The organism is Achromobacter sp. NCFB-sbj8-Ac1-l, from assembly GCF_052695805.1.
Window position 1 is genome coordinate 5,250,215 of record NZ_CP199812.1, and the last position, 21,010, is coordinate 5,271,224.

The following is a 21,010-nucleotide window of genomic DNA, read 5'->3' on the forward strand; positions in this document are numbered from 1 at the left end:
TAATTATTATTTTACTCCATCGCGGCCGCCCCGCCCCCGGGCTACAGTTTCGGCGCGTAGCGCACCGTCAGCATCACATTGCGGGGCTCGCCGTAGTAGTTGTTGCTGCTGATCGTGTTGTAGGACGGCACGTAGTATTTCTTGTCGAACACGTTGTTCAGGTTCAGGCCGAAGCTGAGCTCGGACGTGGCCTGGTACCCCACGCGGGCATTCCACACGGAAAAGCCCGCCAGCGCGAACTTGCGGTCCGAACTCAGCGTATGCGTCTGCGTGTTGACGCCGGCGCCCACGCTCAGGCGGTTCCAGTCACCCGGCAGCTTGTAGTTGGCCCACAGGCGCAGCATGTGCTTGGGCGTCCACGTGTTGAAGATCTTGCCCTGGTTGTCCGGGTCTTCCAGGTACTTGGTGGTGTTGTAGGTGTAGCCGGCGAACAGTTGCAGGCCCTGGATCACCTCGCCCGACACTTCCGCTTCGAAGCCCTGGCTGCGCACCTTGCCGGCCGCGCGCGAGCAATACCAGCCATCGCAGGCAAAGCCGTTGTCGTAGTCGGTCACCGAGCGGTTCTTGTGGTCGTAGCGGAACACGGCCAGCGCCACGTTGACGCGGCCATCGGCCAGCTCCCCCTTCACGCCGGCCTCGTAGTTGGCGCCTTCCACCGGCTTGAGCAACGCGCCCGATACGCTGCGATCGGTCTGCGGCTCGAACACGGACGTATAGCTGGTGTAGACCGACCAGTCGCGGCTCAGGGCGTAGACGATGCCGGCATAGGGAATGAAGCGGCCGGATTCCGTCGTGGCCGAGGTCTCGCCGGCCGACCGGTACGTGAAGTCATACCAGCCCACGCGGCCGCCGCCGATCAACGACAGCGACTCGGTGGGCTTGACGCGCCACGTGCCGTAGATGCCCTTCTGCCGGATGTCGTAGGCGCTGCGGTTGTCGTAGCCGCTGGCGGCCGCGATGCTGTCGATATCCTGCCACGGCCGGTCGTGGTCGATGTCGAAGATATTGCCGTCGCTATTGCTCCAGGCCCGCGTGAAGCGGTCTTGCGTGGTGAGCTTGGAATAGTTCGCGCCCAGCACGACTTCCTGCTTCATGCCCAGCGCCGTGAAATCGCCGCTGACCGACATGTCCAGGCCGCGCTGCCTGCTGTCGAAGTCCACGCCGAAATTGCCATACGACAAGCCGCTGCCGTCGCGCTGCACCGCGTTGGCCACGCGCTGGTGCACGGTGGTGTTCTTCTCGTTCATGGCAACGCCGCCCAGCTTGAAACGCCAGGCCTCGTTGAAGCGGTGTTCCAGGTCGGCGTAAAACACGGTCTGGTCGTTCTTGGCGCGGTTCCAGGTCGACCCCGTGTAGGTGGAACGCGGCAGGTCGATGTCGCCGCCATCGGCAAAGCGCGGAAAGCCCACGAACATGGGCCGCGAGCGGCTGAAGCGGTTGCTGACCGCGATGCCGGCGGTGGTGTCGGGGCTGATGTCGTAGTCCAGCGCCGCGTACAGGTTGCGGGTCTTGTCCCACACGTAATCGGTGTACGAATGGCTGCGGTCATCGTCCAGCACCACCCGGCCGCGCAGCGTGCCGGCTGCGTTCAACGGGCTGCCGGCGTCCAGTTGCAGGCCATAGCGGTCCCACGAACCGAGCTTGCCCGTGACCACCACCGACGGTTCCGCGCCGCCGCGCTTGCGCACCAGGTTGACGGCGCCGCCCGGGCTGCCGGCCCCTTGCAGCAGGCCGGCCGCGCCGCGCAGGATCTCGACGCGGTCGTAGAACACCAGCGAATCCTGTTCCCAGTTGCCCAGGCTGTAGTTGTTGCGCAAGAGCGGCACGCCGTCGTACTGCAGCATGTCCACCGGAAAGCCGCGCGCGTTGATCGCGATGCCCGGGCCCACGCCTTGCACGCCCACCATGCCGGTGGTGTTATTGATCGCGTCCGGCAGGCTGGTCATGTCCTGGTCGTCCATGCGCTGGCGCGTCAGGATGGTGATGGACTGGGGAATGTCCTTCAAGGCCTGCGTGGTCTTGCCGATGGTGGCCGCGGGCGAGGTATACGACCCCGTGCCATCGGTGGTGGCCTGATAGCTGCCGGTCACGGTCACCGGCGCCAGCGTCTGCGCCTGGCCCGTCCCCGCCTGGCGCAATCGATAGCCGCCCTCGCCACGCGCCACGGCCTGCAACCCGGTCCCTGCCAGCAGCCGCTCCAGCGCCGCATCCACGGAATAGGCGCCCGACACGCCGTCGGTGCGCGCGCCCTGCGTCAGGGCCGGGTCGGACGCCACCATCACGCCCGCCTGCATGCCGAAGGCGCCCAGCGCCGCGCCCAGCGGGCCGGCAGGCACATTGAAGGACACCGTGCGCGCGACCGGCGCGGCCTGGGCCTGGACGGACGCGGCGGGCCACACCGCCACCACCAGCGGCAAGGCCAGCGACAGCGCCACGCACAGTCGCGTGCGCGGCAGGACGCCGCGGCGGGCGGCATTGGCGGCGCGGGCCGCGGAAAGGGAATGGCAAGGCATGAAGAAGTCCTGGTTCACGAGGGATGGGCGCCGCCCGTCTGGCGGGCTGCTTTCCCTACATGACGCGTGAGAACGCCGATCACGCCGTTGCGGTTACAAATCAATCGCGTCAGGCCAGGTGCACGTTGACCCAGTAGCGCGTATAGCGCTGGACCCGTACCGGCAGCACGTCCTGCAGCATCGACAGCACCTGGTCCGTGTCCGCCACCGGAAACGCGCCCACCACCCGCAGATGCGCCGCCTCCGGCGCGCAGCGCAGCACGCCAGGGCGGTAACGCCCCAGTTCTCGCAGAAAGTCGGCCAGCGGCATGGCATCGGCCAGCAGCATGCCGTCCAGCCAGGCCGAGACGCCCGGCGCCAGCGCCGCCGGCACGAAGTCGCCCGCAGCGGAAAACTCGGCCTGCCCGCCCGCCGGCACCCGGCGCGGCGCCGCGCCGGCCTGGCCGTTCGCGACATCCACCGCCCCTTCCAGCACGGCCACGCGGACGCGTCCCGCGCCCAGGTCGCGCACCAGGAAGCGCGTGCCCACCGGCGTCAGCACGCCGGCGCGTGTTCGCACAGTGAAGGGACGGCCCCGCGGATCCTGCCCGGTGGCCACCAGGATTTCCCCTTCGCGCAGCACCAGCTCGCGCCGCGTATCCGTGTAGCGCAGGTCCACCGCGCTGCCGGCATTCAGTTCGACGCGAGTGCCATCGGCCAGCACCACGCTGCGGCGTTCACCCGTGCCGGTGCGCAGGTCGGCTGCCAGCTTGCGCAGGGCCTCGCGGTCGTTGACGGCCCAGGCGCCCAGCCCGACGCCGGTCGCCGCCATCATCCAGCGGATGGCGTTGCGCCGCGCGCGGATCAGCGGCGCCTGCTGCAGCGTGCGCGAGGCAACGTCGGCGCCGGCCTGCTCGGCGCCCAGGGACACGCCCCGGGTCAACGCGCCCAGCCGTTGCCAGGCCAGGTCGTGGGCGGGCTGCGCCTGGCGCCAGCGCTCGAAGCGATCGCGCTCGGTGGGCGTTGCGCCATCGCGCAGCCGCGCCCACCAGTCGGCCGCCTGGCGGATCACCTTGGGGTCGAGCTTGCCGGCTTCCGGCGCCAGCGGCCGGAGCAGACGGACGCTATCCAGCGGGCCGCTCACCCGTAGACCGCCGCATAGCAACGCACCAGCGCTCGGGCCAGCGATTTCTGCACGGCGTTGGGCGTCAGGCCCAGGCGTTCGCCGATCTCGATGTTGGACAGGCCGTCGATCTGCGCCATCAGGAAGATGCGGCGGCTGGTCATGGGCAAGGTATCCAGCAGTTCGCAGACCTGTTCCAGCGCCTCCAGGATCAAGGCGCGTGACTCCACCGACGGCTCCACCGCCGCCGGTTGCAAGGCCAGGGATTCGGCATAGGCCGCTTCCAGCGCGGCACGGCGCGCGCGCCCGATCAACAGGCGGTTGGCGATGGTGCGCAGGTAGGCGCGCGGCTCGCTCAGGGGCTGGGCGACATTGGCGCGGATCAGCCTTTCGAACGTGTCGTGGGCCACGTCGGCGGCATCGGACGCGTTGCCCAGCTTGCGTTGCAGCACGGTGCGCAGCCAGGAGTGGTGCGCCTGATAGACGGACTGCACCTCGGCATGAGGCGCTAGGGAAGTGGAGTGCATGACGGCCCGGCCCCCGGCCGGGGCCACCAGAGACGTTAATGTAATGGAAACTATTCTCATTATAGTCCGGCCGGCCGCCTTGAACAGATCCCCCGTTGCGGCCTGGGACGTGCAGCCTCGACCGTCGCATGCCCGACGGCCGACGCCCGTGACGCTAGAACGTCGCCTTCAGGTTCAGGAACACGCTGCGCGGCTCGCCGTAATACACCTGGTTGGCCACGCCGCCCAGGTAGTACTTCTTGTCGAACAGGTTGTTCACGTTCAGCTGCGCCGACAGGCGCGAATTGAAGTCGTAGCGCGCCATCAGGTTGAACAGCGCCGTGGCCTTCTGCTTGGCGGTCACGCTGCCCTCGTCCAGTTCGACGGTGCTGTACGTGCTGATCTGCCAGTTGACGCCGCCGCCGACGGTCAGCTTGTTCCAGGCGCCCGGCAGGCGGTAGGTCGTGAACAGCATGGCGGTCGCGCGCGGGCGTTCGGTGTTGACCGACACGCCGTGCACGTCGCGGCTGGTGTAGTACGTGCCGCCCAGCGTCGTGTTCCAGCCCGGCGCCAGCTGGCCGGTCACTTCCATTTCAATACCGCGGGTGGTGACGCCGTCGGCCGTCTTGTAGGCGCCGTCGGTGGACCCCGGCACCAGGTAGCCCGGGTCCGGCACGCCGGTCTTGCTTTCCTTCACCTTGAACAGCGCCACCGACGCATTGAGGCGGCCATCCAGGTATTCGCCCTTGACGCCCACTTCGTAGTTCTGCCCTTGCACCGGGTCCAGGTAGTTGCCGCTGCGGTCGCGGTAGTCCTGCGGCTGGAAGATGTCGGTATAGCTGGCGTAGGCCGAATAGGTGCTGTTGATGTCGTAGACGACGCCCGCGTAGGGAATCAGGCGCGAGTCTTTCTGGTCGCGGGTCGGCGAGCGGGATTGCCACGTGGCATAGCGGCTGCCGGTGATCAGCGTCAGGCTGTCGGTCAGCGACCAGCGCGCGGCGGCGTACGCGCCGCGCTGGTGCGTGATGGTGTCGCGCAGCGTGGTCGTCGTCCAGTTGGGCTGCGCGTACGAGCCGTCCCAGTCGTAGAACGAGCCCGTATCGGGCATCGCGCCCTCGCGGCCATAGCTGTAGAAGTCTTCGCTGTAGCGGCTGCGCATGGCGCCCAGCACCAGCTCGTGGCGGCGGCCCAGCAGCTGGAACGGCCCCTTGACCTGCAGGTTCAGCGAGGTCTGCTGCGCATACGAATTCCAGTAACCCGGCAACGCCCCCAGGCCCTCGCCGGTGTCGCGGTCCGGCTGGCCGTACAGGTACAGCAGCTTGGCGTCGTACTTGCTTTTGCGCAGCGACCAATCGGCCTTGGCTTCCCAGTCATTGTCAAAGCGATGCGACAGCGACGCAAAGGTGGTGCGCTGCGTGGTGTGCCAATAGGTCCAGTCGGCTGCGGTGGTCCTGGACCGGCGCCAATCGGTCGGCGTCCCGTCGCTGAACACCACCGGCAGGCTGCCCCAGGTGGTGCCGCGCGGCCGCTTGTCCTGCGAATCCATGCCCACGCTCAGCGTGGTGGACGGCGTCAGGTCCGCATCGATCACGCCGTAGAACACCTTCTTGTCGGTGTGGTACAGGTCGATGTACGAATCCTTCTTCTGGTACAGCGCGACCATGCGTGCACGCACCGTGCCTTCCTGGTTCAGCGGCGTGCTCAGGTCCACCGAACTGCGGAACTGGTTCCACGAGCCCACCCCGGTGTTGATCGAGCCGGTGAATTCACGGCTGTTGGCATGCTTGCGCACCAGGTTGATCGACGCCGACGGATTGCCCGCGCCGGTCATCAGCCCCGTGGCGCCGCGCACCACTTCGATGCGGTCGTAGATGATCGAGTCGTTGTCGGATTCGCCGTACATCGACAGGCCGATCGTGGTGGGCACGCCGTCGTACTGCAGGTTGTCGATGTAGAAGCCGCGCGACCAGAAATCGGTGCGGTCGCTGTCTTCGGCCACCACCTGGATGCCCACCACACTGCCCATCACCTCGTCCAGCGACCGCAGGTTCTGGTCGTCGATGCGCTGGCGCGTCACCACCGACACCGACTGCGGCGTTTCGCGCAGCGACAGCGACAACCCGGTCGCGGTCGCTGTCGCCGGCGTGGTGTAGGACCCCGTGCCCTCGGTCACGGCCGGATCGCGCGCGCCCAGCACCGTCACCGGCGCCAGGCTGGCCACTTCGCCTTCACGCGACAGGATGATGCTGTCGCCCTGCCAGCGATAGGCCACGCCCGTGCCTTGCAGCAGGCGGGCCAACGATTGCTCGGGGCTGCCGCTCATGCGCAGGCCGGGGCTGCGCACTCCCGCGACCACCTCGGGCGCGTAGAACACGCGCTGGCGGGTCTGCGCGGCCCATTGCAGCAAGGCATCGCCCAGCGGCATGGCGGCGATGTCCACCGCCACGGCCTGGGGTGGGGTTTGGGCTTGTACGGCGGAGCTGGCACCGAGTGCCATGGCCAGCGACAGCGTCAGGGAAGACAGGGCAAAACGGGTGGCGGCGCGCACGGGGCGCCAGACGGGAAGATTCACGGTCAGCTGCGGATTCGGTTCAACGGCAAGAAGGAAAGTCCCCGAAGCGGGAACGCGGCGCGACGCGCCTTCTTGCCTGGAACGATGCAGCGGCGGAAAAACCTGAATGTTTTGTCCGCTTAATTTGTAACAGTCAGCGCGCCGACACCTCGATCACGCCGTTGGCCGCGGGGGCCAGCTTCACAGGCGCCACCGCCGGCAGCGCATCCAGCAACGCTTCGGGGCGGTCCAGGCTGAACGAGGCGGACACGCGCAGGCGCCCCGCCCGGCTGTCGGCCACGCGCAGCGGCGTGGCCAGGTAGCGGTTCATCTCGCTGACCACCTCGGCCAACGGCGCGTTCTTGAACACCACGCGCCCCGTCTGCCAGGCCAGCGCCGTCTCGACGTCGGCGGGCGCCGGCACGCCGATGGCGCCGCTGCCGGGCACGCGGATGCCATGGCCGCCGCGCAGCACCGCCAGGCCCAGGTTCCACCAATGGCCACCGGTAACTTCCACCGTGCCGGACCGCACCAGCACCGTGACGACGTCTTCGTCGCGCCGAACATCGAACACCGTGCCGGTCACGCGGACCTCGCCGCTGCCGGCACGCACCAGGAACGGCCGCTCGGCATCGGGGCTGACGGAAAAGAGAATCTCGCCGCCCTGCAATTCGACCTCGCGGCGCCCGCCGTAGAACTTGACCTCGGCCAGCGTGTTGCCGTTGATCTCGAGCACCGAGCCATCGGGCAGCGTGACCTGCTTGCGTTCGCCGCGGTCGGCGCCCACCACGGTGGTGAACGACGGCGCTTCGCCGGGCAGGCTCCACCAGCCCGCCAGGGCCACCAGCGCCAGCAAGGCGCAGGCAAAGGCCACGCGCAGCGGTGCCGCCGACGGCAACCATCGGCGTGCCTTGGGCCGGGCCGGCACGGATCCGCCCAGCAGGGCCTGGACGCGGTCTTGCGGCAGCCGCTCGGCCGCCTGCCCCAGTTGCTGCATGCGGTCGAATTCCCGTGCCGCGTCCGGCTGCTCGCGACGCCAGCGCGCGAAGGCGCGGCGTTCGCGGCGCGTCATGTCGCCCGAATGCCAGCGCGCAAACCACCAGGCGGCGGTGGCGGGCTGGCGCGGGTCGTCGGCATCGCGGGTAAAGGACTCGGTCATCGGTGGCTGCCGTCCGCGTCGGGGCGCGAATCTGTTGTGAAGGAAGGCGGCGTCACGGCGCGTGCTCGCGCAGACGCTCCTGCACGTATTCGATCGCCCGCATGACGTAGCGTTCAATCATATTCTTGGATAGCCCCATGTAGGTGGCCACCTCGGCCTGGGTCCAGCCTTCGATGCGGTTCAGCACGAACGCCTGGCGGCACTTGGGCGGCAGTTCCCCCAGGACGCGGGCCAGGTCGTCGGCCAGCCGCGCCGCCCGCAGCGGGGCATCGGGATCGGGCGCGGCGGGTTGATCGGCTTCGGCCAGGTCGTCCAGCGGCACGTGCTGCTCGCGCCCCTGGCGACGCCAGCGGTCGATCAGGCGGTGCCCGGCCACCTGGAACAGATAGCCACGCGCCCTGGCCGCCACGCTGCCGTCCGCCTTGAGCAGATGCTCGATCGCGTCGTGCGCGGCGTCTTCGGCGTCGTGCCGGCTGCCCGACCGGCGCGTCCAGGCGCCGATCAGCTCGTCATAGCAGGCGAGCCATCCGGGGCGGGACGAGGCGGGGCGGGACATGGGTCGATCCGGTAGCGTAGGGGGGGAACGCTGCGGATTTTACAAATAATTCTCATTATCGCAACTGACGCCCGCGATCCGTGCCCGCTACGAGCCGCGCGTTCCGGCCCTGTCCCCCAGGGAAATCAGACGCATCTGATCTGGTGATTCGGTCCTAGTAATCCATCGGCACATGGCTCTGGGCCGCACGCAGCTCCTGGATATGCCGTTCGGCCTCTTCGCGTTCGGCCGCCGGCGGCAGCGCACGCCAGCTCACCATGTTGCCCGGCGCCCTGGCCGGCATCCATCCCAGCACGCTATACAGCGAAATCGCGGTACCGCCCGTATCCAGCCTGGTCTCGTAATAGCCCTGCCGCTCCGGCGTCTTGTCGCCGGGCACCCACTCCAACTGAGACATCCTGTCGTCCTCTCGGTAAAGCCCTTGCGTGAAGCCGCCGTCCCACGAAACCGGCGACTTCCCATTGATCGTATCGCCCTGCCTGTCGCCTGATAAGCGCACGATGCGCCGCCTTTTCAATTCTTGACAGAGGGGAATCCCTAGGATTTTTTCGAAACGCGATTGCTAAAGCGGGAACTCAGGCGCTAGGATTCCGCAAAGCATTCTTACAAAGCCCAGGTCGCCGGCACGATGCGGCCCCTGGGACAGCCCTCCCTCGGTAGCGGGCTTTTAAGGGCGACACCGGTATGCCGACATCGAGCTTCATGCGCTATCCGAAAGATCGGCTGGCGGCCCTGGCCGGCGCAAGCGCGCTGCGTGCCATCCGCGAAGGCCTGCTCTGGACGATGCCCTGCCTGCTGGTGGCTGCGCTGTTCCTGGTGCTGGCCATCGTCGCCCGCCATCTGGGGCTGCCGCCCCACGTGGCCGACGTGCTGTCCGGCGTCCACGACAAGCTCAACGCGGTGATGCCGATGCTGGTCAGCACGTCGATCGGCTACATGCTGTCGATCCGCTACCGCGTGCCCAACCTGCCGGCCGCCTTTCTGTGCCTGTCGTACGTGGTCATCGCCGAAGGCCTGCTCGCGCCCTACCCCCACGCCGCCGCCACCCTGACCCTGTTCATCGCCATCGTCTCGCCCCTGGGCACCGTGCCGCTCCTGTCCTGGTTGCACCGGCGCCGCTGGACCCGGCTGGCCCCCGACGGCCTGATCGGCGAAAACGTACGCGGCACCCTGAACATGGTCGTGCCGGGGCTGCTGGTCGCCGCCGTCATCGTGCTGATCCTGAGCGCGATACTGCGCATTCCGGGCGTGGCGCAGTTCAACATCCCCGTCGACCTGGCCTCGCTGGACAGCCCCTTCACGACCGGCCCGATGATCGCCGCGATGAACTCGGTCTTCTGGTTCTTCGGGATCCACGGCTATCACGCCATGGCGCCCATCCTCGACGTGCTGGACCAGGCCACCTCGCTGAACGCCGCCAGCGCCGCCGCCGGCTACCAAGGCATGTACGCCCTGAACAGCACGCTGCTGGGCGCCTTCGCCTTCATCGGCGGCGCCGGCGCGACGCTGTCGCTGGTGGCCGCCATTCTGGTGTTCTCGCGCAGCGAATCGCTGCGCCTGCTGGCGCTGGCCAGCATCCCGGTATCGCTGCTGAACGTCAACGAGATCCTGCTGTTCGGCCTGCCGCTGATCCTGAACCCGCGCCTGCTCATGCCATTCATCCTGGCGCCGGTGTGCAACGTCGTCATCGCGCTGGCCGTGGTGCAGCTGGGCTGGCTGGACCCCGCCACCGTGACGCTGCCGCTGACCTCGCCCGTCCTGCTGAACGCGTACCTCGGGTCCGGCGGCCACCTGGGCGGCGTGGTGCTGCAGGTGTTCCTGATCGCCCTGGGCACCTGCATGTACGCGCCCTTCGTGGTCGCGCTGGAACGCCAGCGCAAGGCCGACGCCACCGTCTATTTCAAATCGCTGGACACCACCTTCCCACGGCTGCAGGAAGAATCCCTGCTGTTCGCGCACGATCCGGTGGTGTCGACCTACGCCAACCGCGCCCGGCGCAGCGCCGAGATCTCGCGCATCCGCACCATCAGCGAATACGACTTCTACCTGGAATACCAGCCGCAGGTGTCGCTGCGCACCGGCTTATGCACCGGTTGCGAGGCGCTGCTGCGCGCCACCGGGCCCGAAGGCACGCAGCAGGCGCCGCTGGAATTCCTGCGCTGGCTGGCGCAGGCGGACCTGATGCGCGAGGTGGATCTGTGGGTGGCCAAGCAGGCGGTGCTGCAATGCCAGGTCTGGCGTCGGGCCGGCTTCACGCTGCCGCTGACCATCAACGTCACCAGCAGCACGCTGACGTCGGCCTCGTACCTGGACAAGCTGGTGAAGGTGCTGGAGCAGGCCCGTGGCCAGGTCTCGGTGGAACTGACCGAAGACGCGCTGGTGGAAGACGCCGAGGCGCTGCACACGGCCTTCGGCCGCCTGCACGGCATCGGCTGCCGCATCTACATCGACGACTTCGGCACCGGCTATTCGGCGCTGAGCTACCTGCACCAGTTCGAGATCGACGCGGTCAAGATCGACCGCAGCTTCGTCGTGGCCCAGCGCAGCGAGCGCGGCGCGCAGGTCATGAGCGGCCTGCTGCGCTTTTGCGAAGCGCTGGACCTGCAGATCATCGTCGAAGGCGTGGAAACCCAGGAACAGATTTCGGCGCTGGCATCCAGCGCCGAAATCATCGTGCAAGGCTGGTTCTACAGCCGCGCGCTGCCGGGCGAGAACGTGGTGGATTTCGCGCGGCGGCGCAGGCAGGCCACCGCGCAGGGCGCCAGCGCGCCTACTTGATGCCGATGAACGGCATTGCCGAGCCGGGCACCTGCGTGGCCGGCAGCACGCCATCCCATTTCTCGACGGCGTTCAGGCTGACCAGGTTGGTGTTGGCGGCCAGGGCCTCGGCCTTGGCGCGGATGGACGCCGCTTCGGCCTCACCCCGCATGCGGATGCCGTCGGCTTCGGCCGTGAACTGCTGGCGGCGCGCATCGGCTTCGGCCTTGGCCTTGACCACCTGGATCTCGGCGTTGATCATCGCCGTTTCCTTCTGCTGGCGCGTGGTCTCGATCTGCACCTGGGCCAGCATGCGCTGTTCGATGGAATGCTCGTAAGCCTGCGAGAAGCCCACTTCCTCGATCTGCACGCCCACCACCTGCACCGGCGCGCCTTCCATGGTCTTGAGCACCGCGTTGTTCACGTCCAGGCCCAGCTTCTGGCGTTCCTGGATGGCGCGCACGGCGGTGTACTGGCCGAATACGTTCTTGACCGCGTCGGGCGTCTTGCGTTCCAGCACGCGCATCTGCAGGTTGCCGATGGTGCCGTATTCGGAATACAGCTCGGCCACGTGCTCGGACGGCACGCGGTAGGTGACGGATACGCGCAGCGTGGCCGGTTGCTGGTCATAGCTGTAGGCTTCCAGCTTCTCGAACACGAAGGTGTGGTCGCGCACCGACACCATCATGACGCTGTCGATGAACGGCGTCTTGAAGTCCAGCCCCGGTTCGGACACGCGCACCAGCTTGCCGTTGCGCAGCACCACGCCGCGTTCGCCCTGGTCCACCTGGAACCACGAGCCGAACGCGATGAACAGGATCAACAGGAACAGCACGCCCGTGACCACGGCCACCATCAGGCTGCGCGGCTTGGCGGATTTGACGATCTGCAGGTCGGTCGGCTTCACTTGGAGTCCTTTTCTGATTTATTGCGTTTACGGTCCGAGAGCACGGCGGCGATGCCGCGCGCGAGCAGATAGGCGACCACGGCCGCCCCAACCAAGATCAGGAAATAACGCATCTGGCAGTCCCCCCCGGGATAGAAGCCAGCGATTCTAGCGCGTGTCCGTCCCCGAATATCGACAGAAAAGTTACGGTTGTTTCATCTTGTCAGATGAGGCCGGCGCCGCCACCGCCAGGCCAAAGCGTCCTTGCAGCGCCTCGGTCACGCCCGCCTCGTCCAGCGTGGATTCCTCGACCGAATCCGCGCCGACCACCTTCAGCGCATTGCCCAGCAGAATGCTGCGGCCGGTTTCGGCGTGCAGCACCACCACGCGCTTCTGCACGAAGATGGCGTCCGGATGCGTCGAGTTCAAATAATTGGCCGGCGCGAAATCGATCCATTCCTGCGGCGACAGATCAAAGCCGTACTGGTTCTGCCATTGCCCGCCCGCCCACGCCTTGAGCAGGAAGTCGCCGTTCTCCGTCCGGCTCAGCATGAAGCGGTCCATGTCCTGGCGCACCTCGCGGTCCAGGTCCGCCAAGGCCAGCGGTGCGCGGATGCCGTAGCTGCCGAACCCCAGGTCGCACAGCCAGTCCGCGCCGCTGGCGTGCACCACCAGCGCCATGTGGGTCCTGGGCCGCTTGACCGGGTAGAACATCGGGCGCGCCGCGACGTAGCGATACGGGATGCCCAGCGCCTGCAAGGCCATGGCGAACAGGCCGTTGACCTCGTAGCAGTAGCCGCCGCGGCCGCGTTCCAGGATCTTGTCGACGATGTCTTCGGGCACCAGCGACACGCCGAGGCCCGCCTGCACATCCAGGTTCTCGAATGGCACGGTGAACAGCTGGCGCCGCATCAGCGCGGCCACGGTGGCGATGTCAGGCGCCACCGGACCGTCATGGCCGATGCGTTCAAGGTAACGGGACAACGTGAAATTGCGGGCTTGCATGGTGTGCGTCTTCCGAAGGTAAGCGACAAGGGAAAGGCCACATCATGCGGGCGCCGACGCCGTTTCGCGACGACAGGCCGGTGTCAGGCTATGCTGCACAGATATCCACTTCCGGCATCTGTCATGCAGCACAGTTATTCCGTCCTTGCCGCGCGGTTGAAGACCGCCATCCGGTCTGGCCAGTACCCCGTGGGAGAGCGCCTGCCGTCGGTGCGCGAACTCGCGGCGGCGCATGCCGTCAGCGTGTCCACCGCCACGCGCTGCTACCGTCAGCTGGAACGCGAAGGCTACGCCGACGCCCGCTACAAATCGGGCATGTACGTGGCCGACTGGAAGGCGCTGCGCCAGGCCCGCGGGGCGGCGCCAGCGGCTGCGCCCGCGCCGTCTGCCGGCATGGAATACGAGCGCCTGGCGTCGCTGCAGCACCGCATGACGCAGCTGTACGCCTTGACCGCGCAGCCGCTGCCGCTGGCCCTGCACCTGGCCAGCGCCGCGCCCGAGTGGTATCCCTGCGATGCGCTGTCCCGGCTGGCCCAGCGCCAGCTGCGCCAGCAGCCGCTGGCGCTGGGCGCCTATCCGTCGGGCACCGGCCTGCCGGCCTTCAAGGCCGAACTCATCGCCCACCTGGCGACCTGCGGCATCGACGCCACGCCGGATGACGTGCTGGTCACCAACGGCGCCACCGAAGCCATGCAGATCGCGCTGCGGTCGGTGGCGCGGCCGGGCGACACCGTCATCGTGGAATCGCCGGTGTACTTCGGGCTGCTGCAAACCATCGAGAACCTGGGCCTGCGGGCGCTGGAGGTACCCTGCTCCCCCGGCCAGGGCCTGAGCCTGGAGGCGCTGGAATATGCGCTGGAACACCAGCCCGACGTGCGCGCCATCGTCGTCATGCCGACCTTCCAGAACCCCTTGGGCGACTGCATGCCCGATGCGGCCAAGCAGCGCCTGCTGAAGATCGCGCAGCGCCACGACATCACCGTGATCGAAGACGACGCCTTCGGCGACCTGGGCCACAAGACCGATCGCCCCCCGGCCGTGAAAGCGTGGGACCGCGACGGTCGGGTGATCTACTGCGGCTCATGCAGCAAGAGCCTGGCGCCCGCCTTCCGCCTGGGCTGGGTGCTGGGCGGGCGCCGCCAGCGCCAACTGGAATCGCTGAAGATCAGCAACTCGCTGGCCGCACCCCTGTTCGAGCAACAGGTGCTGGCCGACTACATGAAATCGGGCAAGCTGCCCGCCCACCTGCGCAAGCTGCGTACCCGGCTGGCGTCGGTCGTGCCGATGGCGCGCGACAGCGTGCGCCAGCACTTTCCGGCGGGCACGCGCGTGCGCGGCCCGGAAGGCGGCTGGTGGTTGTGGGTGGAACTGCCCGAGCCCGCCGACACGCTGGCGCTGCTGCGCAACGCGGTGGCGCGGGGCATCTCGTACACGCCGGGCACCTTGTTTTCGGCCACGGGCAAATACGGCCACTGCCTGCGCCTGAACATCGCCCGTCCCTGGACGCCCGCCCTGGCCGCCGGCCTGCGGGCGCTGGGCGACGCCGCGCGGCAGGCGCAGGCTGCGTCTGCCAGCTAGGCCGAATCAGCCCGCCGCCGCCCCGTAATACGCCAGGCCCAGCCGGGCCAGGTTGTCCGGGTACTCGAAATACGCCTCGTCCAGTTCCTGCAGGCGCGCCTGTTCGTCTTCGGTCATCGCGCCGTAGATGTCGTTCAGCTGCACCACCTCGGGCGATTCCTCGAAGCGGTCGATCAGGCCACGCATGTCCGCCAGGATGGCATGCGTGCGCGCCGCCCCGATCTTCTTGAGCGCGCCCAGCGCCAGTTGGCAGGTGGGGTCGCCCCAGTTGCACAGGAACTGCATGAAGCCGCCGTTGTTGATGTCGGCTTCCATGCGCCACAACGCCACCAGTTCCTGGTCGCGCGGCGACAGGCTGTCCAACTGCCAGCCGGCCGCCTGCAGCGTGGCCAGCGCGCGCTCGTACACCGCGTCCCACAGCAGGTCGCGCACGTTCAGCATGCCTTCGGCAGACGGCGCCAGCAGCGCCGGCCAGACCACGCCGTGGCCGTCGTCCACCAATTGCCACTGCGCGCGCTCGGCCGGGCTGCCTTTTTCCAGCCGGATGTGGCGGCGGATCGGTTCATGCAACGTACGGCCGTTGGCCAGGGTCAGGACAACGTGCGTGTCGGTCAGCGAAAGATCGCGGATGCGGTAGTCGGCGTCTGGCATGTGAAGGTTTCAGGCAGGCAAAGCGGCAAGCATACTGTTACTTGCCCGCGCGGCCCATCTGGTACCGTAAAGCAATGGTCCCGGGCACGCTACCCGGCCCGGCACCCCATCCGCAATCCACGCAGACGGAGACCGACGATGACCCGACCTTCCGAGTCCGCGCCGCTGATCGGCGTGATCCCGCCCTACGTCCTGGACCACCTGGCGCAGCATGCCGACAAGCGCGTGAGCATGCCGGCGGTCAAGACCCTGATCATCGACCAGCAACAACGCGGCCTGCGCGAAATGGCCGAGCAGCCGCCCCGCGCGCGCCTGGCCCAGCCCCGCCCGAATCCCGACGCGGGCACCCCGCAGCGCACGGTGCATACGGCCGACAACGGCACCACCCTGCCCGGCCGGCTGGTGCGCGCGGAAGGCGCGCCGGCCAGCGGCGACGCCGCGGTGGACGAGGCCTATGCGCACCTGGGCGCCACCTACAAGCTGTTCTGGGACATCTATCACCGCGACTCCATCGACGCCAGCGGCCTGCCCCTGGTGGGCAGCGTGCATTACGGCGAAGACTACGACAACGCCTTCTGGAACGGCGCGCAGATGGTGTTCGGCGACGGCGATGGCGAAGTCTTCAACCGCTTCACCGTCGCGGTGGACATCATCGGCCACGAACTCACGCACGGCGTCATCGATACCGAAGCGGCGCTGGCCTACCAGGGCCAGTCGGGCGCACTGAACGAATCGCTGTGCGACGTATTCGGCGCGCTGGTCAAGCAGTACGCGCTGGGTCAGAACGCCCGCGAAGCCGACTGGCTGGTGGGCCAGGGCCTGTTCCTGCCCAAGGTGCAGGCGCGCGCGCTGCGCTCGATGGCCGAGCCCGGCACGGCCTACGACGACCCGATGCTGGGCAAGGACCCGCAGCCCGCCCACATGAGCGGCTACGTCGATACGCCGCGCGACAACGGCGGCGTGCACATCAATTCCGGCATTCCCAACCGCGCCTTCTACCTGGCCGCCACCGCGCTGGACGGCCCGGCCTGGGCCGTGGCCGGCCGCATCTGGTACGAGACGCTGTGCGACAAGCGGCTGCGTCACGATGCCGACTTCGCGGCGTTTGCGCGCCTGACCCTCGACATCGCCCGCACCCGCCACGACACCGCGGCTCACAAGGCCGTGGCCAGCGCCTGGGCCGCGGTGGGCGTGCAGCCATGATCACCCTGCCCCCGCTTGAACTCGCGCTGCGCGTGAGCCTGACCCGGGAAGGCGGCCTGGCCTATCTGCCCGGCCTGGCGCGCGCCCGCAGCATCGACATGGCCACCTGCCCGCCGGGCCTGCGCGATCAGGTCTGCGAAGCGCTGCAAAGCGCGGCGCCGCGGGCCACGCCGGAATCCGGCGCGCAAGGCGGCGACCAGCGCTACTTCCATGTGGAATTGGTCTTCAGAGATCCGGCCGATGGCTCGACCGCCAGCCTGGTGTTCGACGTGCCCGAAGCCGAGGCCCCCGACACCCTGGTGCAGCTTTGGCGCAGCCAGGGCGCCAGACCGTGATGGGGCGGTAGACCCGCCCGCGCACGGTGGCGGGATCGACCCGGGGCCCGCTCCCGCATGGCCCCTGCCCACGTCCTGGGCAAGTGTCTGCGCGCGTATCGCTACCCTTGGCGCGCGTCGGCCTTCGCCGCCACGCCATGCGGGCGGAACGGCCCGATCTGGATGGCGCGGCCCGCCAGCAGCCCGCAGCCGGCCATCGCCAGGCACAGCGCGGCGCACAGGCCCAGCGCGACCGACCAGTCGCCCAGCCGGTCATGCAGGGCGCCGACCAGCGCCGGGCCGCAGGCCGCGAACAGGTAGCCCACGCACTGCGCCATGCCCGACAGCGCCGCCGCCTGCTGCGCGTGGCTGGCGCGCAGGCCGACGAACATCAGTCCCAGGATGATGCCGCCGCCGGTGCCCAGGCCCAGCAGCACGATCCACAGCACGGCCCAGGCGGGCGCCAGGATCAGGCCGGTCAGCGCCACGAAGGACGCCCCCGCCGAGCAGAACGCCGCGGCGCGCTGGTCTTGCATGCGGCGCACCACCGGCGCGAGGAACAGCGCCGGCCCCGCCGACATCAGTTGCAGCAGCCCATGCAGCGAACCCGCGCGTTCTGCCGAATAGCCCGCGTCGCGAAGAATCGCCGGCAGCCAGCTCACGGCCACGTAGAACACGAAGGAATTGATGCCCAGGTACAGCGTCACCTGCCAGGCCAGCGGCGAATGCCACAGCCGGGCGCCATGCGGCGCATGCGCCGTGGTGGCCGCGGGCGGCGTGTGGTTGGCCAGTTGCGGCAGCCACAGCAGCACGCCGGCCAGCGGCACGACCAGCAGGCACAGCGACGAAAAGCGCCAGTCGCCGCCCGCCAGGCTGGCCAGCGGCACCGCCAGCGCCGAGGCGGCGCCGGCCGCGATGCTCATGGTCAGCACATAGGCCGAGGTCAGTCCGGCCACGCGCTGCGGGAAGTCGCGCTTGAGCAGGCTGGGCAACAGCACGTTGCCGATGGCGATGCCGGACCCGATGACGGCGGTGCCGGCGTACAGCGCCCAGGCGGCGCCGTGGCTGCGCAGCACGATGCCGGCGCCGATGATGACCAAGGCCGCGAACAGCGTGCGTTCCAGCCCGTAGCGGCGCGCCAGGCTGGCGACGCCCAGGGACACGATGGCGAATGCCAGCAGCGGCAGCGCGATCAGCATGCCGGCGGCGGACGACGACAGGCCGATCTGCTCGCGGATCAGGCCGATCAGCGGCGCAATGCCGGTAAAGGGCGCGCGCAAGGCCATGGCGATGAAAAGAATGCCCACGATCAGCAAGACGGGGCGTTGGGAAGCGAGAGAGGGGGCAGGCACATTCATGGCGAGTAGCTTAAGCAATGCCGCTTCTGCTGAATTTCGAGATAATGACAAAATATCCCTAAATTCTGCCAAGCACCGCTGCGCCATGTACCCACCCCACCAGCACAGCCCCTACTTCGACCCCGACACCCCGCAGCAATGGACCTATGGCATGCGCGTGAACGCGGCCAAGAACGAGCACGAATCGCCCACCCACCGCCACCGCATGGGGCAACTGGTGATGTCGCTGCAGGGCGGGGTCACCAGCTTCGTGCCACAAGGCCTGTGGATGGTGCCCCCGGGCAGCGCGGTCTGGATTCCGGGCGGCGTGCCGCACAGCAACCGCGTGACCGACAACGGCCGGGTCTGCTTCCTGTTCGTGCCGGCCGATACGCCGGGCCTGCCCACCCAGTGCTGCACGCTGGCCGTGACGCCGCTGGTGCGTGAAATGGTGGCCCACCTGGCCGACCTGCCGCCCCCCGCCACCGCCGAGCCGGCCAATCGCCGACTGGCCGGCGTACTGGTCGAACTGCTGGCGCAGCTGCCCACCGAACAGTTGCACCTGCCGCTGTCCGACCACCCGCGCCTGAAGGAAATCGCGGCCGCCCTGCGCGCCGATCCGGCCGATCGCAGCACGGTGGCCGAATGGGGCCGGCGGCTGGCCATGAGCGAACGCACACTGGCGCGGCTGGTGCAGCAGGAAGTCGGCATGAGCTTCGGCCGCTGGCGCCAGCAGATGCACATCGTGATGGCACTGCAACGCCTGTCGTCGGGCGTGTCGGTGCAGCGCACGGCCGAAGACCTGGGCTATGAATCGGTCAGCGCCTTCATCACCATGTTCCGCAAGGCGCTGGGGCAGACGCCCGCGCGCTATTTTTCGGACAAGGCGGAAGAGCGCGGCGCGATGTAGGGGCAGGACCTACTTCGGCCCCGCCACCAGGAACAGCCGCGGAAATGGCAGCAGCACCGTACCGTCCGCCAGCGCCGGATAGGCGCGTGATATCTCGTCCAGGTAGCGCGCGAGGAAGGCCGCCTGCTCGTCGGCGTCCAGCCGGTTCAGGTAGGGCCGCAGCGCCGTGCCCTTGAACCATTCCACCACCGCCTGCGCGCCCGCCAGCGGGTGCATGTAGGTCGTGCGCCAGACGTCCAGCCGGCCGCAATGCGGCTTGAGCAATTCGTAGTACCAGGCCGCGCTGTGCCGCGGCGGATGCTTGACCGTGCCGATCTTGGCGGCCCAGGGGCCATCGGCCGCCACCTGGCGCGCCAGCCGGTGGGCGGGCTCTTCCAGGTTGTCCGGCGTCTGCACCGCCAGGCTGCCGCCCGGGGCCAGCTTGCTGACCAGGCGCGGGTACAGCGTCGCATGGTCGGGCACCCATTGCAGCGCGGCGTTGGCCAGGATCACGTCGTACTGCTGTGGCGGGTTCCAGGTTTCGATATCGGCCAGTTCGAACGCAATGCCAGGCAGGCGCTTGCGCGCGGCCTGCACCATGTCGTCCGAACTATCCATGCCGGTCACCGCCGCCTCGGGGTAGCGGCTGGCCAGCACTTCGGTGGAATTGCCCGGGCCGCAACCCAGGTCGACCGCGCTGGCGACCGCTACATTGGGCAGCGCGGCGACCAGGTCGCGCACCGGGCGCGTGCGTTCGTTTTCAAAGGCGGAATATTGTTTGGCGGACCAGGTCATGGCGGCTCCTTGCATAGGTCTGTGTACGCCCTGCACTCTACGCCGCACGATTCCATATGACAAATATATAGTCGACACAAAATCGATATCCACCCGATATGACAAAAGCCCCGGGGCCCGCTCATTGGCGGGCCCCGGGGCGTTGACGCATACCGCGATTACTCGGTCTTCAGTTCAGGCTGCGATTGCCCCGAGCGGGTTTTCCACAGCGAGAACAGCACACCGCCCGCGATCAAACCGAAGGTCACCGACAGCGACACCACCGCGGGGATCTTGCCGATGAAACCCACCAGGAAGATCTTGGTGCCGATGAACACGAGAACCAGCGACAGCGCGTACTTCAGGTAGTGGAAGCGGTGGATCATCGCCGCCAGCGCGAAGTACAGCGCACGCAGGCCCAGGATCGCGAAGATGTTGCTGGTGTACACGATGAACGGGTCGGTGGTGATGGCGAAGATCGCCGGCACCGAATCCACCGCGAACAGCAGGTCCACGAACTCGATCAATACCAGGGCCAGGAACAGCGGCGTGGCCCAACGCACCGGCCTGGACGTCGCCGGGTCCGGTTCCCGCACCCAGAAGGCGTTGCCGCGCAGCCCGTCCGTCACCCGCATGCGGCGCTTGAGGAACTTCAGGATCGGGTTGGTGGCGATGTCCGGCTCTTGATCCGCGATCATCCACATCTTGATGCCCGTGAACACCAGGAAGGCGCCGAACAGATACATCAACCAGCCGAAGTTGCTGACCAGCGCGGCGCCCAGGCCAATCATGATGGCGCGCAGCACGATCACCCCCAGGATGCCCCAGAACAGCACGCGATGCTGGAACTGGCGCGGGATGGCGAAGAAGCTGAAGATCAGCGCGATCACGAAGACGTTGTCCAGCGACAGCGATTTCTCGATCAGGAAGCCCGTGTAGTAGGCCATGCCGCTGGTCGGGCCCATCTGCCACCAGACCCAGCCGCCGAACAGCAGGGCCGCGGTGATGTAACCGGCCGACAGCAGCAGGCTTTCCCGCACGCCGATCTCGCGATCGTCCTTGTGCAGAACGCCCAGGTCAAAGGCCAGCAAGGCCGCGACGATGCCCATGAAGAGCAGCCAGCTCCAGGCCGGCGTGCCGACGAAGTCGGTATGAAGAAAAGAGAGCAAGGCTTCCATGATGTTCCCGCTTGTGTTCGAAGGCACTCATGATCCGGATCCCGGCCCACC

General features: G+C 68.0%; 18 protein-coding genes. 5 read left to right on the forward strand and 13 right to left on the reverse strand.

Features of this window, described 5'->3' with window-relative positions:
• Positions 1 to 41: 41 nt before the first annotated feature.
• From ACUDP5_RS24165 to ACUDP5_RS24195, 7 genes are all read right to left on the reverse strand, one after another.
• Positions 42 to 2,513, reverse strand: a complete 2,472-nt coding sequence (locus ACUDP5_RS24165) for a TonB-dependent siderophore receptor (RefSeq protein WP_445657385.1) — start codon at positions 2,511 to 2,513, stop codon at positions 42 to 44.
• Between the two features lie 109 nt (positions 2,514 to 2,622).
• Entirely contained in the window at positions 2,623 to 3,636 is a 1,014-nt protein-coding gene (locus tag ACUDP5_RS24170) for a FecR domain-containing protein (RefSeq protein ID WP_445657386.1), read from the reverse strand.
• Positions 3,633 to 4,142: a sigma-70 family RNA polymerase sigma factor gene (locus ACUDP5_RS24175; RefSeq protein ID WP_263910112.1), complete on the reverse strand. Its 510-nt coding sequence runs from the start codon at positions 4,140 to 4,142 to the stop codon at positions 3,633 to 3,635. The genes ACUDP5_RS24170 and ACUDP5_RS24175 overlap by 4 nt, the downstream gene beginning before the upstream one ends.
• Positions 4,143 to 4,296: 154 nt before the next feature.
• Positions 4,297 to 6,618: a ferric-rhodotorulic acid/ferric-coprogen receptor FhuE gene (gene fhuE / locus ACUDP5_RS24180; protein WP_445659209.1), complete on the reverse strand. Its 2,322-nt coding sequence runs from the start codon at positions 6,616 to 6,618 to the stop codon at positions 4,297 to 4,299.
• Positions 6,619 to 6,826: 208 nt separating this feature from the next.
• A complete protein-coding gene (locus tag ACUDP5_RS24185; RefSeq protein WP_263910110.1) occupies positions 6,827 to 7,831 on the reverse strand; it encodes a FecR domain-containing protein in 1,005 nt (334 codons plus the stop codon).
• A 52-nt stretch (positions 7,832 to 7,883) separates the two neighbouring features.
• Positions 7,884 to 8,387, reverse strand: coding sequence for an RNA polymerase sigma factor (locus ACUDP5_RS24190; protein ID WP_445657387.1), 504 nt, complete (start codon positions 8,385 to 8,387; stop codon positions 7,884 to 7,886).
• A gap of 154 nt (positions 8,388 to 8,541) precedes the next feature.
• Positions 8,542 to 8,784 carry a hypothetical protein gene (locus ACUDP5_RS24195; RefSeq protein WP_263910108.1) on the reverse strand — a complete coding sequence of 81 codons (243 nt, stop codon included), beginning with the start codon at positions 8,782 to 8,784 and terminating at the stop codon, positions 8,542 to 8,544.
• Positions 8,785 to 9,071: 287 nt separating this feature from the next.
• On the opposite strand from ACUDP5_RS24195, the gene ACUDP5_RS24200 reads away from it, so the two are divergent.
• The gene (locus ACUDP5_RS24200; protein WP_263910107.1) at positions 9,072 to 11,165 is read left to right on the forward strand and encodes a PTS sugar transporter subunit IIC/EAL domain-containing protein; all 2,094 of its coding nucleotides are present in this window, start codon (positions 9,072 to 9,074) and stop codon (positions 11,163 to 11,165) included.
• On the opposite strand, the gene ACUDP5_RS24205 is transcribed toward ACUDP5_RS24200, so the two are convergent.
• Entirely contained in the window at positions 11,158 to 12,000 is an 843-nt protein-coding gene (locus tag ACUDP5_RS24205; protein ID WP_175191481.1) for a prohibitin family protein, read from the reverse strand. The two genes, ACUDP5_RS24200 and ACUDP5_RS24205, sit on opposite strands and share 8 nt — an antisense overlap.
• 234 nt (positions 12,001 to 12,234) lie before the next feature.
• Positions 12,235 to 13,035, reverse strand: a complete 801-nt coding sequence (locus ACUDP5_RS24210) for an arylamine N-acetyltransferase (protein ID WP_263910106.1) — start codon at positions 13,033 to 13,035, stop codon at positions 12,235 to 12,237.
• A gap of 123 nt (positions 13,036 to 13,158) precedes the next feature.
• On the opposite strand from ACUDP5_RS24210, the gene ACUDP5_RS24215 reads away from it, so the two are divergent.
• The gene (locus ACUDP5_RS24215; RefSeq protein WP_445657388.1) at positions 13,159 to 14,613 is read left to right on the forward strand and encodes an aminotransferase-like domain-containing protein; all 1,455 of its coding nucleotides are present in this window, start codon (positions 13,159 to 13,161) and stop codon (positions 14,611 to 14,613) included.
• 6 nt (positions 14,614 to 14,619) lie between these two features.
• Here the strand turns inward: ACUDP5_RS24215 and ACUDP5_RS24220 are convergent, their stop codons facing one another.
• Positions 14,620 to 15,264 carry a DMP19 family protein gene (locus tag ACUDP5_RS24220; protein WP_445657389.1) on the reverse strand — a complete coding sequence of 215 codons (645 nt, stop codon included), beginning with the start codon at positions 15,262 to 15,264 and terminating at the stop codon, positions 14,620 to 14,622.
• A gap of 138 nt (positions 15,265 to 15,402) precedes the next feature.
• Here ACUDP5_RS24220 and ACUDP5_RS24225 point away from each other — a divergent pair, with 138 nt between their 5' ends.
• Positions 15,403 to 16,467, forward strand: coding sequence for a M4 family metallopeptidase (locus tag ACUDP5_RS24225; protein ID WP_263910103.1), 1,065 nt, complete (start codon positions 15,403 to 15,405; stop codon positions 16,465 to 16,467).
• Positions 16,464 to 16,802, forward strand: a complete 339-nt coding sequence (locus ACUDP5_RS24230; protein ID WP_263910102.1) for a protealysin inhibitor emfourin — start codon at positions 16,464 to 16,466, stop codon at positions 16,800 to 16,802. The genes ACUDP5_RS24225 and ACUDP5_RS24230 overlap by 4 nt, the downstream gene beginning before the upstream one ends.
• Before the next feature lie 101 nt (positions 16,803 to 16,903).
• Here the strand turns inward: ACUDP5_RS24230 and ACUDP5_RS24235 are convergent, their stop codons facing one another.
• Positions 16,904 to 18,139 carry an MFS transporter gene (locus ACUDP5_RS24235; RefSeq protein ID WP_445657390.1) on the reverse strand — a complete coding sequence of 412 codons (1,236 nt, stop codon included), beginning with the start codon at positions 18,137 to 18,139 and terminating at the stop codon, positions 16,904 to 16,906.
• 85 nt (positions 18,140 to 18,224) lie between these two features.
• On the opposite strand from ACUDP5_RS24235, the gene ACUDP5_RS24240 reads away from it, so the two are divergent.
• Entirely contained in the window at positions 18,225 to 19,028 is an 804-nt protein-coding gene (locus tag ACUDP5_RS24240; protein ID WP_263910100.1) for a helix-turn-helix transcriptional regulator, read from the forward strand.
• 9 nt (positions 19,029 to 19,037) lie between these two features.
• Here the strand turns inward: ACUDP5_RS24240 and tam are convergent, their stop codons facing one another.
• A complete protein-coding gene (gene tam, locus ACUDP5_RS24245; protein WP_263910099.1) occupies positions 19,038 to 19,802 on the reverse strand; it encodes a trans-aconitate 2-methyltransferase in 765 nt (254 codons plus the stop codon).
• A gap of 158 nt (positions 19,803 to 19,960) precedes the next feature.
• Positions 19,961 to 20,959 carry a TerC family protein gene (locus ACUDP5_RS24250; RefSeq protein WP_263910098.1) on the reverse strand — a complete coding sequence of 333 codons (999 nt, stop codon included), beginning with the start codon at positions 20,957 to 20,959 and terminating at the stop codon, positions 19,961 to 19,963.
• Positions 20,960 to 21,010 lie beyond the last annotated feature (51 nt).